Source organism: Pseudomonas spirodelae (assembly GCF_034653255.1).
GTDB lineage: Bacteria > Pseudomonadota > Gammaproteobacteria > Pseudomonadales > Pseudomonadaceae > Aquipseudomonas > Aquipseudomonas spirodelae.
Genome location: NZ_JAYEET010000001.1, coordinates 77,700 through 91,973, shown reverse-complemented (window position 1 = coordinate 91,973; position 14,274 = coordinate 77,700). Strand labels below are relative to the sequence as shown.

Annotated in this window: 11 protein-coding genes, 3 tRNA genes and 1 pseudogene; 5 read left to right on the top strand and 10 right to left on the bottom strand. The window is 58.1% G+C overall.

All coding sequences use genetic code 11. The annotated features are described in order from the left end of the window. Positions 1–122: 122 nt before the first annotated feature. A pseudogene (locus tag SOP97_RS00420) lies at positions 123–1,046 on the top strand (LysR family transcriptional regulator). A 30-nt stretch (positions 1,047–1,076) separates the two neighbouring features. Here SOP97_RS00420 and SOP97_RS00415 read toward each other — a convergent pair. The 4 genes from SOP97_RS00415 to SOP97_RS00400 all read right to left on the bottom strand — a co-directional run bounded on the left by SOP97_RS00415 (position 1,077) and on the right by SOP97_RS00400 (position 5,554). Beyond that, on the bottom strand, positions 1,077–2,693 hold the full coding sequence (locus SOP97_RS00415) for an NAD(P)/FAD-dependent oxidoreductase (protein ID WP_322947605.1): 1,617 nt from the start codon (positions 2,691–2,693) through the stop codon (positions 1,077–1,079). A gap of 145 nt (positions 2,694–2,838) precedes the next feature. Continuing rightward, complete coding sequence (gene gap / locus SOP97_RS00410; RefSeq protein ID WP_274087995.1) at positions 2,839–3,846, bottom strand: type I glyceraldehyde-3-phosphate dehydrogenase; 1,008 nt, start codon at positions 3,844–3,846, stop codon at positions 2,839–2,841. 234 nt (positions 3,847–4,080) lie between these two features. Further along, complete coding sequence (locus SOP97_RS00405; RefSeq protein ID WP_274087996.1) at positions 4,081–4,752, bottom strand: COG3650 family protein; 672 nt, start codon at positions 4,750–4,752, stop codon at positions 4,081–4,083. A 340-nt stretch (positions 4,753–5,092) separates the two neighbouring features. Next, complete coding sequence (locus tag SOP97_RS00400; RefSeq protein WP_274087997.1) at positions 5,093–5,554, bottom strand: methyltransferase family protein; 462 nt, start codon at positions 5,552–5,554, stop codon at positions 5,093–5,095. Between the two features lie 236 nt (positions 5,555–5,790). On the opposite strand from SOP97_RS00400, the gene SOP97_RS00395 reads away from it, so the two are divergent. Together SOP97_RS00395 and SOP97_RS00390 are read left to right on the top strand one after the other, a co-directional pair. Beyond that, positions 5,791–6,834 (top strand): IS110-like element ISPpu25 family transposase, encoded by a 1,044-nt coding sequence (locus tag SOP97_RS00395; protein ID WP_322947599.1) that lies wholly within the window; start codon positions 5,791–5,793, stop codon positions 6,832–6,834. 666 nt (positions 6,835–7,500) lie between these two features. Beyond that, positions 7,501–8,259: an integron integrase gene (locus tag SOP97_RS00390; protein WP_322947597.1), complete on the top strand. Its 759-nt coding sequence runs from the start codon at positions 7,501–7,503 to the stop codon at positions 8,257–8,259. Positions 8,260–8,298: 39 nt separating this feature from the next. On the opposite strand, the gene rimO is transcribed toward SOP97_RS00390, so the two are convergent. From rimO to SOP97_RS00365, 5 genes are all read right to left on the bottom strand, one after another. Beyond that, positions 8,299–9,621, bottom strand: a complete 1,323-nt coding sequence (gene rimO / locus SOP97_RS00385; RefSeq protein WP_274088427.1) for a 30S ribosomal protein S12 methylthiotransferase RimO — start codon at positions 9,619–9,621, stop codon at positions 8,299–8,301. A 133-nt stretch (positions 9,622–9,754) separates the two neighbouring features. Then, the gene (locus SOP97_RS00380; protein WP_322947594.1) at positions 9,755–10,306 is read right to left on the bottom strand and encodes a cytochrome b; all 552 of its coding nucleotides are present in this window, start codon (positions 10,304–10,306) and stop codon (positions 9,755–9,757) included. A gap of 133 nt (positions 10,307–10,439) precedes the next feature. Then, positions 10,440–10,516, bottom strand: a tRNA-Met gene (locus tag SOP97_RS00375). 122 nt (positions 10,517–10,638) lie between these two features. Beyond that, positions 10,639–10,715, bottom strand: a tRNA-Met gene (locus SOP97_RS00370). Positions 10,716–10,999: 284 nt separating this feature from the next. Beyond that, a tRNA-Met gene (locus tag SOP97_RS00365) sits at positions 11,000–11,076 on the bottom strand. Positions 11,077–11,278: 202 nt separating this feature from the next. On the opposite strand from SOP97_RS00365, the gene SOP97_RS00360 reads away from it, so the two are divergent. Then, the gene (locus tag SOP97_RS00360; RefSeq protein ID WP_274088425.1) at positions 11,279–11,494 is read left to right on the top strand and encodes a zinc-ribbon domain-containing protein; all 216 of its coding nucleotides are present in this window, start codon (positions 11,279–11,281) and stop codon (positions 11,492–11,494) included. Positions 11,495–11,517: 23 nt separating this feature from the next. Continuing rightward, positions 11,518–12,579 carry a DNA polymerase IV gene (dinB, locus tag SOP97_RS00355; protein WP_274088424.1) on the top strand — a complete coding sequence of 354 codons (1,062 nt, stop codon included), beginning with the start codon at positions 11,518–11,520 and terminating at the stop codon, positions 12,577–12,579. Positions 12,580–12,787: 208 nt separating this feature from the next. On the opposite strand, the gene rhlB is transcribed toward dinB, so the two are convergent. After that, positions 12,788–14,230: an ATP-dependent RNA helicase RhlB gene (rhlB, locus tag SOP97_RS00350; protein WP_274088423.1), complete on the bottom strand. Its 1,443-nt coding sequence runs from the start codon at positions 14,228–14,230 to the stop codon at positions 12,788–12,790. Between the last annotated feature and the right edge of the window lie 44 nt (positions 14,231–14,274).

Here is a 14,274-nt window from a genome sequence, read left to right as displayed (position 1 = left end):
GTTGGGGTGTCGGTACTTCTTGGTGTTGGAGTGAGTATCTGCCGTGGATTGATTTCTAATAAGCCTGTAATACGCATATGCTTTCGATCCAAACGCTATCGAATGCTCGCGGGGAATCGCCTATGGACACCCTTAATTGCATTGAATGTTTTATTCGCAGCGCCTAGTCCGGGAGCTTTGCCGAGGCTTCGCGGCGTCTGGGGCTGACGCCGGCTGCGGTCGGCAAGAATGTGGCGCGGCTAGAGGCCAGCCTGGATGTGCGACTGTTTCAGCGCAGTACGCGCAAGTTGAGTCTTACCGAGGCCGGCGAGCATTTTTTGGCCGAAGCGGCGGGTGGCCTGAGTACTCTGCAACTGGCGATGGAGAATCTCACCAGCCTTCGCAGCCAGCCGGCAGGTGTTCTGAAGGTGAGCATGGGCCTGTCGTTTGGCCGCGAGTACATGGTGCCGCTGCTGGGGGAGTTTCTGCGGCGTTATCCGCGCATCGTGCCGGACTGGCATTTTGACAACCGTCAGGTAGACCTGATTGCCGAAGGCTTTGATGCCGCCATTGGCGGTGGCTTTGATATTCCCCAAGGTGTGGTGGCGCGTGAGCTGGCACCAGCCCACCGCATATTATTGGCGGCACCCCAGTACCTGGAGCAGGCTGCGCGCTTGGATTCACCCGCGGATCTCCCTCAGCACGCCGGCATCTTGATTCGCTCACCGCAAACCGGTCGTGTGCGCCCTTGGGCCTTGCGCAACCGCGAGGGCCTATTGGCTTCCGCAGAGATGCAAACCCGGATGACCTTCAGCGACCCCGAAGCCGCCTGTGTCGCAGCCGAGAGCGGGCTGGGCATTGCCTTGGTCAGCACCGGCCATGCCCAGATATACCTGCGCCGAGGCACAGTGCAGCGGGTATTACCGGATTGGTATGTGGATGCGGGGGCGATTTCGATCTACTTCGTCGGGCAGAAACTGTTGCCGCAAAAGACCCGCGTGTTTATCGATTTCGTCCGCGAGCAATTCCAGCTACAGGGGCTTGAAAAGCTCTTGTCAGCGCTGTGAGGGTTACGGCGCCTTGGGCGGCGCCTGCTTTCAGGCTTCGGCAATCCCCAGCATGTCCTTGATCAGCGCTTCGGCCACGCGAATACCATCGACCCCCGCCGACAGAATACCGCCGGCATAACCTGCGCCTTCACCGGCCGGGTACAAGCCGCGCACGTTAAGGCTCTGCATGTCCGTGCCACGGGTGATGCGCAGCGGTGAGGACGTGCGGGTTTCGATGCCGGTGAGTACCGCATCATGCAGGTCGAAGCCTTTGATCTGCTTACCGAAAGCCGGCAGCGCTTCGCGGATCGCCTCGATGGCGAAATCCGGCAGGGCCAGCGCCAGGTCGCCCAGCTTGATGCCGGGCTTGTAAGACGGCTCGACACTGCCCAGCTCTGTGGAAGGTGTGCCAGCGATAAAGTCGCCCACCAGTTGCCCTGGCGCTTCGTAGGTGCTGCCGCCGAGCAGGTAGGCCTGTGATTCCAAGCGCTCCTGTAGCTCAACCCCAGCCAACGGGCCACCTGGATAATCCTGCTCCGGGGTAATGCCAACCACGATACCGGCGTTGGCATTGCGCTCGTTGCGCGAGTACTGGCTCATGCCGTTGGTGACTACGCGGTTTGGCTCTGAGGTCGCCGCCACCACGGTGCCGCCCGGGCACATGCAGAAGCTGTAGACCGAGCGGCCGTTCTTGGCGTGGTGCACCAGCTTGTAGTCGGCGGCGCCCAGCTTCGGATGGCCGGCGTATTTACCCAAGCGGGAACGGTCGATCAGCGATTGCGGGTGTTCGATGCGGAAACCGACCGAAAACGGCTTGGCCTCCATAAATACCTCGCGCTTGTGCAGCATGCGGAAGGTGTCGCGCGAGCTGTGTCCGAGGGCCAGGATCACCTGGCGGCTAAGAATCTGCTCGCCACTGTCGAGCACGACCCCAGTCAGCTGACCCTCTTCAATCAGCACATCGCTGACACGCTGCTGGAAGCGCACTTCACCGCCCAGGGCTTTGATTTCCTCACGCATGGTCGCGACCACGCCGGTCAGGCGGAAGGTGCCTATATGCGGTTTATTGACGTAGAGGATTTCCTCCGGCGCGCCGGCCTTGACGAACTCCTGCAGCACCTTGCGCCCGTAATGCTTGGGGTCTTTGATCTGGCTGTAGAGCTTGCCGTCGGAGAAGGTGCCCGCGCCGCCTTCGCCGAACTGCACGTTGGACTCAGGCTTGAGCACATTCTTGCGCCACAGGCCCCAGGTGTCTTTGGTGCGCTGGCGCACTTCGGTGCCGCGTTCCAGCACAATCGGCTTGAGCCCGGCTTGGGCGAGAATCAGCGCAGCAAAAATCCCGCACGGGCCAAAGCCCACCACCAGTGGGCGCTCGGCCAGGTCTTCTGTAGTCAGGCCGACGGGTTTGTAATCAGTGTCCGGGGTGATGCTGATATGCCGGTCATCGGCCAATTTGCTCAGCACCGTCGCTTCATCCTGCAGGCTGCAGTCGATGGTGTAGATGAAGTGTATTTCGCTGGATTTCTTGCGCGCATCGTAGCTGCGCTTGAACAGGCTGAAGTCGAGCAGCTCGCTGTCGGCAATCCCTAAACGCTGGATGATGGCGGGGCGCAGGGCCTCTTCGGGATGGTCGAGCGGCAGCTTGAGTTCGGTGATGCGTAGCATGAGGGGGCGATCCACTATCAGGGCCGGAGGCAACCCGGCAGCATTTTAGGACCGGCGATTATACCTGTGATCGCCGGTCCTGGGCTCAGTGGCTTCGCCCATTGGTCATGCACATCGCTCGCCTGCGCCCAGGCGGTCGTAAGGCTTAGCGTGCGTCTGGCTTCACCCAGGCCAGCATCACGTCGAGCATGCGGTTGGCGAAGGCCCACTCGTTGTCATACCAGGCCAAGACCTTGACCAGATCGCCCTGCACACGGGTGTGGCTGAGGTCGACCACGCACGACACCGGGTAGCCATTGAAGTCGCTGGACACCAGCGCCAGCTCGTTGCATTCCATCACCCCAGCCGGCAGTTGTGCGGCACCGGCTTGCAGCGCGGCGTTAATCGCCTCACGGCTGGTTGGGCGCTCGCAGGTGAAGGTCAGGTCAACCAGCGACACGTTGGGCGTCGGTACGCGTATCGACAACCCATCCAGGCGGCCAACCAGTTCCGGCATCACCAGGCCGATGGCCTTGGCTGCACCGGTGCTGGTGGGGATCATCGACAACGCGGCGGCGCGGGCGCGATACAGGTCGCTGTGGGTCTTATCCAGCAGGTTCTGGTCATTGGTGTAGGAGTGGATGGTGTTGACCAGCCCCTGACGAATGCCCACGGCCTCGTGCAGCACCTTGGCCATCGGCGCCAGGCAGTTGGTGGTGCAGGAGGCGTTGGAAACGATCTGCTGATCGCCCAGTAATTGGTGGTTAACCCCGTAGACCACGGTCAGGTCAGCGCTGTCGAGCGGATGCGAGAGCAGCACGCGCGGGCTACCGGCGCTGATATGCTGTTCGACCTGTTCGCGCTTCTTCAGTTTGCCGGTGCATTCGAGCACCAGATCGACCTCAAACTCGCGCCAGGGCAAATTCGCCACTTCGCGTTCGCGCAGCAGCTGGATCGCGTGGCCGTTTACGCTGAATACGTTACCGTCCAGGCTGATCTGCCCAGGGAAACGGCCGAAGGTGGAATCAAAGCGGGTGAGGTGGGCGAGGGTGCTTTGCTCACCCAAGTCATTGATTGCGGTGAGGTGAATCTGGTCTTGCAGGTTGCGCTCGAACAACGCGCGCACCAGGCAACGACCAATACGTCCATATCCATTAATAGCAATGCGCAGCATAACGATATCCCTTTGGCTGACTTCCCTTGCAGCTTAGGCCAAACGCCTAGCGGCGGGCTGATCTATCTCAGCTCTCTGCGCATTGATAGCTTGCCCGCAGGCCTTTGAAAACGTAAGCGAGGCAGGCAATGCAAGGCAAAAACGGCCGGTGAAGCGGAGTTTACGGGTTGTAAATGAGCATGCAGCGGCCGTTTTAACGCCGTACTGCCAACGCAGGTCGTTTTCAACGGCCTGCTAGTCGTTGCGCGCACCGCCTAGGTAGGCGCAGCCGCGCAATACCTCCCCGTCGAGGCGCAACTCGGCGCTCATGTGCTGCACCGCGCCACTCATGCCATCCACACAGCGCTGCGGCGCGAGCCACAGCTCAAGGCGCTGGCCGTTGGCCTCGCTGCTGAGGTTCAGGCGGCCTTCGGGCAGTTGCTCTTCCAAGTAGGGCAGCGCTTGCGGCTCTTTACCCGCACGATTAAGGACCAAGCCCTGATTGCTCACGGCAATGCTCCAGTCCGGCTCATGGCCGCTGGCGCGCAGCAGGGTGCGGGTGAAATTAATGTCGCTGCAGCCATGGCCTTCAGCCTGGACGCGGTACACCTGGCTGGGGGTGAAGGTGCCGTCCACCTTAGGTTGGCTCGTGCTAGACAACTCGCCGCGCATATCCACGTACAGCTGCGTCGCGCCATCGCTAAACAGCTCCGCCGCGTCGCGGCTTAAGGTGGTTGCCCCGTCATGGCCGATGACAAAACTGCGTTGCTCCTGGCAGGGGCGAAACAGTAAGTCGCCGTTTGCCAGGCTGAGTTCGCCCTGCAGGCGAGTGGGCGGCGTTGAGGTGTCATTCGGTTGTTCGCTCAACAGCTGGCAGCCGGCAAACAGCGGCAACAGGGCGACGACTAAGGTACGGCTAATGCGCATGAGGCTCTCCTGACAAGTGCGAGCACGTTACCGAGGCACTTGGGTGATCACAAGCGTGATGCTGGGATTCATTGCCTGGTGGCGAGGTCGTCACCGCGTCGTTGTGTGCCTATGTGTATGAGCTATCGATGAAGCAGCAATAACAGGTTGCCTGCCCAACAGAGGCGCGCGCAGGCAAGGCGCTGGCCAATGGTCTTTCGGGCAAGTCGCGGGCACTTCCTGAGGCCGTTAGGGGCGCCTGGGGACATTTCAGGGCCGCGTACATCGGCTTATGCAACTCTTTTACCGATATAGAACTTTACTTGAGGAGGTTACTGCAGCCGCTACCAATACAAAGGGCTTAAATCCATCTGCGCACGGCGTTTTTGTAGCGCTCAAACTCTGCGCCAAACAGCATGCTCAGTGCACGCTCTTCAGGTGCAATCTGAAAACGGTTGATGTACAGCATGAAAACACCCACACCCAGCAGCGCTACCGGCGATGACAAAAACACCGCCCATGAGACAAGCAACAGCGCAAAGCCGACATACATCGGGTTACGTGACACTTGATAGATACCGGAACGGACAAGCGCTGACGCCGCATCAGGCTTTAATGGATTGACAGTGGTCTGCGCACGCCGAAACGAAACAACCCCCGCCATACAAAAGAACACGCCAGCCAAGGCAACAGCCACCGCCCCAATAATGCGCAATGCCCCAGCCACCTCAATACCTGGCGTGTACAGGGCGATACCCCACATCGCCGCCCCGCACAGGGTGGCAATAAGCGGTGGTGGAATTTTGTTGTCTAGATTCAGCATGCCGCCTCCCTAATGCAGCTCGTGGTGCTCTACGCCGTGAAAAGACTGAGCCAGAGATATCGCCGCCGCGATACCCGACCTAGCCTGTAACCGCACCGCTTCTAACGATTAAGCTAAGGGGCAGGCTTTAGCCCGTCCCAGTGAGCGCAGCGAGCGATTTGAATGCTGTAATGGACTCTCCCCGCGCCACGGTTCTATACCTAGAACTGCGGTGACTGATCATTGGGAGAGACGTTATGAAGCGAATTGCGGTTGATCTGGCCAAGTCCGTTTACCAAGTTGCCGAGAGTGTCCGTTCCGGCCATGTGGTGCAGCACAAGCGGCTGAACCGAGAGGCGTTTAGGCGATATATACAGGAGCAAGCCGAGCCGGTCGAGTGGGTGATGGAAGCCTGTGGCACGGCTCACTACTGGGGGCGTGTCGCGCAAGCGCTGGGCCACCGGGTAAAACTGATTCATCCTCGTTATGTACGGCCCTATCGTCGTCGCAACAAAACCGACCGTAACGACTGCGATGCCATGCTAGAAGCCTCGCGTTGCAAAGATATTCATCCAGTTCCGGTGAAAACCCAGGAGCAACAGCTGTTACAGCAACTTCACGGTATGCGCGAAACCTGGAAGAAGAGTCGTACCCAGCGCATCAACCTACTACGCGGTATTTTGCGCGAGGCGGGTATCGAAGCCCCAACTGCTACCGCCGCGTTTATCCGTGCCGCTCATGAATTAGTTGAGCGTCCAGAGATCGCGCCTTTGAGTCATCAACTGCATATCGTCCTGGCGGAAATTAACCTGCACGAACAGTGCATGGTCGAGTGCGAACAGCAACTTAAGCGCTGGCATGCCGACGATGAAGTGGTACGTAAACTCGATGAGGTCAGCGGTATTGGTCTGCTAACCGCCAGCGCCCTGAAAACCGCAGTAGGCAAGCCTGAGCGTTTCACTAATGGCCGCCAACTCAGCGCTTGGTTGGGCATGACACCGCGTGAATTCAGCAGCGGCGACCGACGTAAACTGGGCCACATCAGCCGACAGGGCAACGTCTATGTGCGCACCTTATTGATCCACGGTTCGCGAGCGGCCTTGCTGGCTGCACAGCGATGTAAGGCCCGCACGCCGGAGAAACTGACCCAGTTACAACGCTGGACCGTCGAGACAGCGGCACGTATCGGTCACAACAAAGCAGCTGTGGCGCTGGCCAATAAATTGGTAAGGATTTGCTGGGCTGTGTGGTGCAACGAGCGGCGTTTCAGTGGCGACTGGCAAAGCGTAAAGCCCGCCTGACGGCGGAGTAATCAGCACGGCGTGATGGTTTTCTTGTGGTTGTGGTGAGCAGCAACACTGTCGAAACAGGCGAGTCCTGCAACGGAATAAGGCCGATAACAATCATGATCTTCGTGATCGATTGAACGCTTGGCCCCCGCTGCGCGAACTACAGAGTGGCCAGGGCGGTAAAGCCCAAAACAGGCCGGATATACGAATGCAACCGCGCTGACGACAGGGTTAGGAAAAGCTTTGCTCACTGCTTGTGGGGAGAGTCCATATACCGGTTGTTAGGCTACCACTTGCGAGCAAAGTTACTTTTTACAACGCGAGAGATATAAGAATTTAAACCGCGCCCCTGCTTTGCAAGCTGTTTCATATTGTCAGTTGTAGCTTTTCCTGGACGCATGCTGTTGTACAGGTAGTTACGTTGAGCGCCAGCTTTGAAGACTACATGTATTGCATCCTCCGTGATCTCGTAAGAAGCTACGTTTGATTGTCCACTAAGGTTGCTATAAGGCGTCATAAAATTCCCTCTTGGTTTGCCTAACTATTATTAGGCGACATTGAATGTCGCATTTGATGTCGTAAAAACATGTCGGATAACGTTCCTTGTCGTCTTGTGAGTCTACGTCTAGCTTGAAGGTGGTCGCGGCAAACGCGACATCATTCAGGGAGAAAAGCGACATGGAAGACGACAAGCCTCGGCTGCTCGATCAAGTCCGCCAGCAAATCCGCATCAGGAACTATTCCATTCGCACCGAAAAAATCTATGCCGAGTGGGTAAAACGTTATATACGGTTTCACACGTATCGTCATCCTGTAGAGATGGGGGCGGTGGAGGTTGAGGCGTTTCTAACTCACTTGGCCGTGACCCGTAATGTGGCGGCGGCCACGCAGAATGAGGCGTTGGCGGCGCTGTTGTTTCTGTACAAGGAGGTGTTGAAAGTTGAGTTGCCCTGGCTGGAGGGGGTTGTACGGGCGAAGAAGCCGGCGCACTTGCCTATGGTCTTAACGCGTGAGGAAGTGGCTCGGGTATTGGCCGAAATATCGGGTGTGCACGGTTTGGTTGCCAGTTTGTTGTATGGCTCTGGGCTCGGGTTGATGGAGGTGCTGCGCTTGCGGGTCAAGGATGTAGAGTTTTCCCGTGGCGAGATCTTAGTGCGTGACGGTAAGGGCCAAAAGGATCGCGTGACCATGTTGCCGCGCTCAGTGGTGATTAGCCTGCATGAACATTTAGAGGCGGTTATGGCGTTGCATCAGCAAGATCTTGCCGAGGGGTTTGGTCGGGTTAATCTGCCGTTTGCGTTGGCGCGTAAGTATCCCAATGCGGCTGCGGAGTGGGGCTGGCAGTTTGTGTTTCCGTCAGGTAATCGCTCGCAAGACCCGCGGGGTGCTGGCACGTTTCGTCATCATTTGCATGAAAAAACCATTCAGCGGGCATAAAAAAGCCCCGCATGTGCGGGGCTTTTTAGGCTGTAGGCTTTAGATCAGCTCGGCCCACATGTCGTATTCATCCGCATCAACGATACGCACGCGTACTTTTTCGCCTGGCTTAACCTCGGTGCTGGCAATAAACACGCTGCCGTCGATTTCCGGGGCATCGGCGTAGCAGCGGGCGACGGCGCCTTGGTCGTCGACTTCGTCGATCAGCACGTCCATTTCCTTGCCAACCTTCAACTGCAGGCGGGCGCTGCTGATGGCTTGCTGGTGGGCCATAAAGCGGTCCCAGCGATCTTGCTTAATGTCGTCCGGCACGTGGTTGTCGAGCAGGTTGGCCGGTGCGCCTTCGACGGGCGAGTACTGGAAGCAGCCGACGCGGTCGAGCTGGGCTTCGGTCAGCCAGTTGAGGAGGTATTGGAAGTCTTCTTCGGTCTCGCCAGGGAAACCGACAATAAAGGTTGAGCGGATGGTCAGTTCTGGGCAGATTTCACGCCAGTTCTTGATGCGCGCCAGGGTCTTGTCTTCGAAGGCGGGGCGCTTCATGGCTTTCAGCACTTTCGGGCTGGCGTGCTGGAAGGGGATATCCAGGTACGGCAGGATCTTGCCGGCGGCCATCAATGGGATCAGTTCGTCGACGTGCGGGTAGGGGTAGACGTAGTGCAGGCGCACCCATACGCCCATGCTCGACAGGGCTTCGCACATTTCGGTCATGCGGGTTTTCACCGGCTGGCCGTTCCAGAAGTCGGTCTTGTACTTGACGTCAACGCCGTAGGCGCTGGTGTCTTGGGAGATCACCAATAGCTCTTTAACGCCGGCTTTGACCAGGCGCTCGGCTTCGCTGAGCACTTCACCCACAGGGCGGCTGACCAGCTTGCCGCGCATGGAGGGGATGATGCAGAAGCTGCAGCTGTGGTTGCAGCCTTCAGAAATTTTCAGGTAGGCATAGTGGCGCGGGGTGAGTTTGATGCCCTGTGGCGGCACGAGGTCGATCAACGGGTTGTGGTCTTGGCGCGGCGGTACGACTTCATGCACCGCATTAACCACTTGCTCGTACTGCTGCGGGCCGGTGACCGAGAGCACGCTGGGGTGCACGTCGCGGATGCTGCCTTCTTCCACGCCCATGCAGCCGGTGACGATAACCTTGCCGTTTTCTTTGATCGCTTCGCCGATCACTTCCAGGGATTCAGCCTTGGCGCTGTCGATAAAGCCACAGGTGTTGACCACCACCACGTCGGCATCGTGGTAGGTCGGTACCACTTCATAACCTTCCATACGCAACTGAGTGAGGATGCGTTCGGAGTCCACCAGCGCCTTGGGGCAACCGAGTGATACAAAGCCGACTTTCGGCGTGGCGGGGGTGGACATGGCGTTAACCTCAGGCGTGTACGGACGGATGCTGGACGCTTGTTGCGTCTCTGATCAAAAAGTGCGCAATTCTAGCGGCGACGCTGCCAATTGACCAGCGCTGAGCGTCGCCTGCTGTAGGGGAGTGGTGGGTTCAGGCTTGCTTGCTCGGGAGGATGCGCGTCAGGGTGTTATCGCGTACGAAGAAGTGATGGAACAACCCGGCGACAGCATGCAGACCAATCAGCCAGTAACCGGCGCTACCAGCCAGCTCGTGCCACTCTTTTATGTCGCCAGCCAGTGGTTTGTTGGGCGGGAGCAGGGCCGGCAGTTCCAGACCGAAGAACGGGATGGGTTTGCCGGCAGCGCTGAGGATCAACCAGCCAGCCAGTGGTGCGCCGATCATCAGGGCGTAGAGCGCCAGGTGCATCAGCTTGGCCGTGATGGTCTGCCAGGCTGGCGGTGCAGGGGTGATTGTTGGTGTGGGTGCGATTGCACGTGCCAGCAGGCGCAGCCAAACCAAGGCGAATACCGCGAGGCCGAGCATAAAGTGCCATTGCTTGAGCAGTTCGCGCATGTCGCTGCCTTTAGGGAAGTTACCCTTGAGCTCGATGCAGGCATAAACGCCGGCAATCAGAATCAGCATCAGCCAATGCAACGCGATGGACAGGCTGCCGTAGCGCGATTCGGTATTTTTCCAGGACATGATGGTGTGGGTTCCGAGTGGGGTAGGTGATGGCCCCTACAGTTTAGGCTGGCAATACTTAAGCGTTGCTGAGCTCGATCACTTAAATCGCGGCCAAAAAAAAGACCACTCATTGAGTGGTCTTTTTAATATTTGGTTGCGGAAGCCGGATTTGAACCGACGACCTTCGGGTTATGAGCCCGACGAGCTACCAGACTGCTCCATTCCGCGCCGTTGATTCTATACAGAAATCGCCTGCTGTCAACAAAAAAGTGTTTTTAATCAAATGCTTAGGCGTGCGATAGGCGAGAAACAAAAAAGGCCACTCGTTTGAGTGGCCTTCTTTGAGTATTTGGTTGCGGGAGCCGGATTTGAACCGACGACCTTCGGGTTATGAGCCCGACGAGCTACCAGGCTGCTCCATCCCGCGCTGGCTATTCTATATAGATACGGCCTCTTGTCAATCGATTAGTGGTTTTTAATCAATAACTTAAATCGCTGGGGTGGCGATATCGAGGGAGGGCTGAGTCTCGGTTGATCGCTGTCGCGCGTTCAGCCCTTGGCAGGCGAGGGCTGTGGCGGTTAAGAGCGGTCGATGGGTATTGCATCGAGGTCGCTCTGCTCAGGCATGCAGAAGTGGTTGGCTGGGATTTATGGTCTTCGATTAAATCGAAGCAAAAAAAAGACCACTCATTGAGTGGTCTTTTTAATATTTGGTTGCGGAAGCCGGATTTGAACCGACGACCTTCGGGTTATGAGCCCGACGAGCTACCAGACTGCTCCATTCCGCGGGGCCAATTGTAGCGCCTGAATAAATCATGTCAACCTGAATGTAGGTTTAAGTCGATTTTATTCGGGTTTTAGCCATTTTGCGCGGGTGTATGCGCTTGAACGCTAGGCCGTGGCTTAACAGCAGTGTGGCGAATGCTTTGGTCATAGCCTGTGGCGGGACTGTTGGGCTAGAGTCCGTGCCCATTGAATGGGAGCAATGTTATGAGTGGTGAATGCAAGTCCTGCGGTGCCCAGGTCTCTAACGACGCGAAGACTTGCCCAAGTTGTGGCGCGTCGCTGACGGCGAAGACCAAGCTGTTGCCATTGGCCGCGTTTATGTTGATCGTGATTTTGATTATCCAGTCCTATATCAGCAAGCCAGACGATGCGGAGCGTGACGCCAAGCCAGCCGCCCCCGTGAGCTCAGCCGCACAGTAGCGGCAGGATTGCTGGCGTTGACCATGAATAGCCGCAAAATCATCCACGTTGACTGCGATTGCTTTTATGCCGCCATCGAGATGCGTGATGAGCCGAGCCTGGCGAGCAAGCCCCTGGCGGTCGGTGGGCTGGCGGATCGGCGCGGGGTGATTGCCACCTGTAATTATGAGGCGCGCAGTTACGGTGTGCGTTCTGCGATGGCCTCAGGCCAGGCGCTGAAACTGTGCCCGGATTTGCTGATCGTCAAGCCGCGCATGGAGGTCTACAGGGCGGTATCACGGGAGATTCAGGCGATTTTTCGTGATTACACCGAGCTGATTGAGCCCTTGTCGCTGGATGAGGCTTACCTGGATGTAAGCGACAGCCCGCATTTTGCTGGCAGCGCCACACGCATCGCCCAGGATATTCGACGGCGCGTGTCGCAGGAGTTGCACATCACTGTTTCTGCGGGGGTGGCGCCGAATAAGTTTCTCGCCAAGATCGCCAGTGACTGGAAGAAGCCCAATGGTTTGTTTGTGATCACGCCCAGTGAAGTGGACGATTTTGTCGCCGCGTTACCGGTGAATAAACTGCACGGCGTGGGTAAGGTCACGGCGGATAAGCTCGGGCGTTTGGGCATTCGTACCTGCAGCGACCTGCGTGAGTGGAACAAGCTGGCCTTGGTCAAGGAGTTCGGCAGTTTTGGTGAGCGTTTGTGGGGGCTTGCCCAGGGTATTGATGAGCGCCTGGTACGCAACGACAGCCGGCGTCAGTCGGTCAGTGTGGAAAATACCTTCGACAAGGACCTGCCTGATCTAGCAGCTTGCCTGGAGCAACTCCCTGCGTTGCTGGAACAATTGGAAACGCGCATGGCACGGCTGGACCGGACGTATCGGCCGGACAAACCCTTCGTCAAAATAAAATTTCATGATTTCAGTCAAACCACCCTGGAACAAGCGGGTGCGCGGCGTGATCTGGACAGCTATAAACGCTTGCTGAGCGCGGCTTTTGCCCGAGGCAACAAGGCCGTGCGCCTGCTCGGTGTTGGCGTGCGCTTGCATGACCTGCGCGGGGAGCAGGAACAGTTGGAGTTGTTTGCGCCCTGATGGCCAGTTTTTTAGGTGTTGTTTGCAGGTAATCGGTTAGCGCTGAGCAAAGCCCAGCCTCTCCATCGAGTGACGCAGCGATTGGTCCGGTTTAATACCGCTAAAGCGCCGCCTGTGTACTCTGTAGACGGAAAATAGCCAGCCTGTACAAAACACCGGATATAAAAAAGGCGAAGCCCTGGGGCTTCGCCTTTTTGTTACGCGCCGATCAGTTCTTGCGCGGTACCGGCTTAAGCAGCTCGTCAGGCGGCATTTCGCAGGCGATCTTGCGGCCTAGCAGCGCCTCAATGGCGGGCAGGGCGTAGGCGTCGTCTTCGCCGGCAAAGCTGATGGACGTCCCGCTGGTGCCGGCGCGGCCGGTACGACCGATACGGTGTACGTAGTCGTCTGGCGTTTCCGGCAGGGTGAAGTTGATTACGTGGCTAATCGCATCAACGTGGATGCCGCGGCCAGCGACGTCGGTGGCGACCATGACGCGAATCTTGCCTTCACGGAAGCCTTCCAGTGCGCGGATGCGTTTGTGCTGCGGCACGTCACCGGACATTTGCACGGCACTGATGCCGTCGCGGGTCAGGCGCTCTTCGATGCGGCGTACTTCGTCCTTGCGGTTGGCGAAGACCATCACGCGGATCCAGTCGTTCTGGCTGATCAGGTTGTACAACAGCTTGTATTTGTCACTACCGGCTACGGCATAGACGTGCTGCTCGACCGTGTCGCTGGCGACGTTTTCCGGCTCGATCTCGACGATCGCTGGGTCGGTGGTCCACTGTTTGGCCAGGTTCATCACGTCTTCGGTGAAGGTCGCGGAGAATAGCAGCGTTTGGCGTTCGCCCTTCGGCGGGGTCTGGCGGATGATCTGGCGTACTTGCGGGATAAAACCCATGTCGAGCATGCGGTCGGCTTCGTCCAGCACCATCACTTCGACCATATCGAGGTGAACTTCACCGCGCTGGTTGAAGTCGAGCAAGCGCCCCGGTGTGGCCACCAAAATGTCGCAGAAGCGCGACTCAAGCAGCTTGAGTTGCTTGTCGAAGTCCATGCCGCCGACAAAACTCATCACATTGAGGCCGGTGTACTTGGTCAAGTCGGCGGCGTCTTTGGCAATCTGCACCACCAGCTCACGCGTCGGCGCGATGATCAGCGCCCGCGGCTCACCCATGTAGCGCTCTTTTGGCGGGGGCGTTTGCAGCAGCTGGGTGATGATCGAGACCAGGAAAGCAGCCGTCTTGCCCGTACCGGTTTGGGCGCGGCCAATGGCGTCGCGGCCGTTGAGCGTGTAGCCCAGCACTTGCGCCTGGATCGGCGTGCAGTAAGGGAAGCCAAGGTCATGGATGGCGTGCATCAGCTCGGGGGCGAGCTTGAAATCATGAAAGCGGGTTTTGCCTTCGGCCGGGGCTACGGCGAAGTCTTCCAGTTTCCATGTGTCGACTGGTTTGGCTGCGCGTTCGCGGCGCGGTTTCACCGGTTTTGCCTTGCTCGGTAACGGTTTTTCCACGCTTTTACTCTCGCGTGGTGCAGCGCTGGGGCTGGGTTTTTCAGCAGTGGCGTCAGGCTGGACGCGTGGTGTGCTGGGCGTTACAGGCGTTGTTGTTATTGGGCTGGATTGCTCGCCCTCGGCCTTGCCGAACATTTTCTTAAGTGCTTTGAGCACGGTCATCTCATCAATTGGTTAAGGAGTGAACAGCCGCCAGTGTA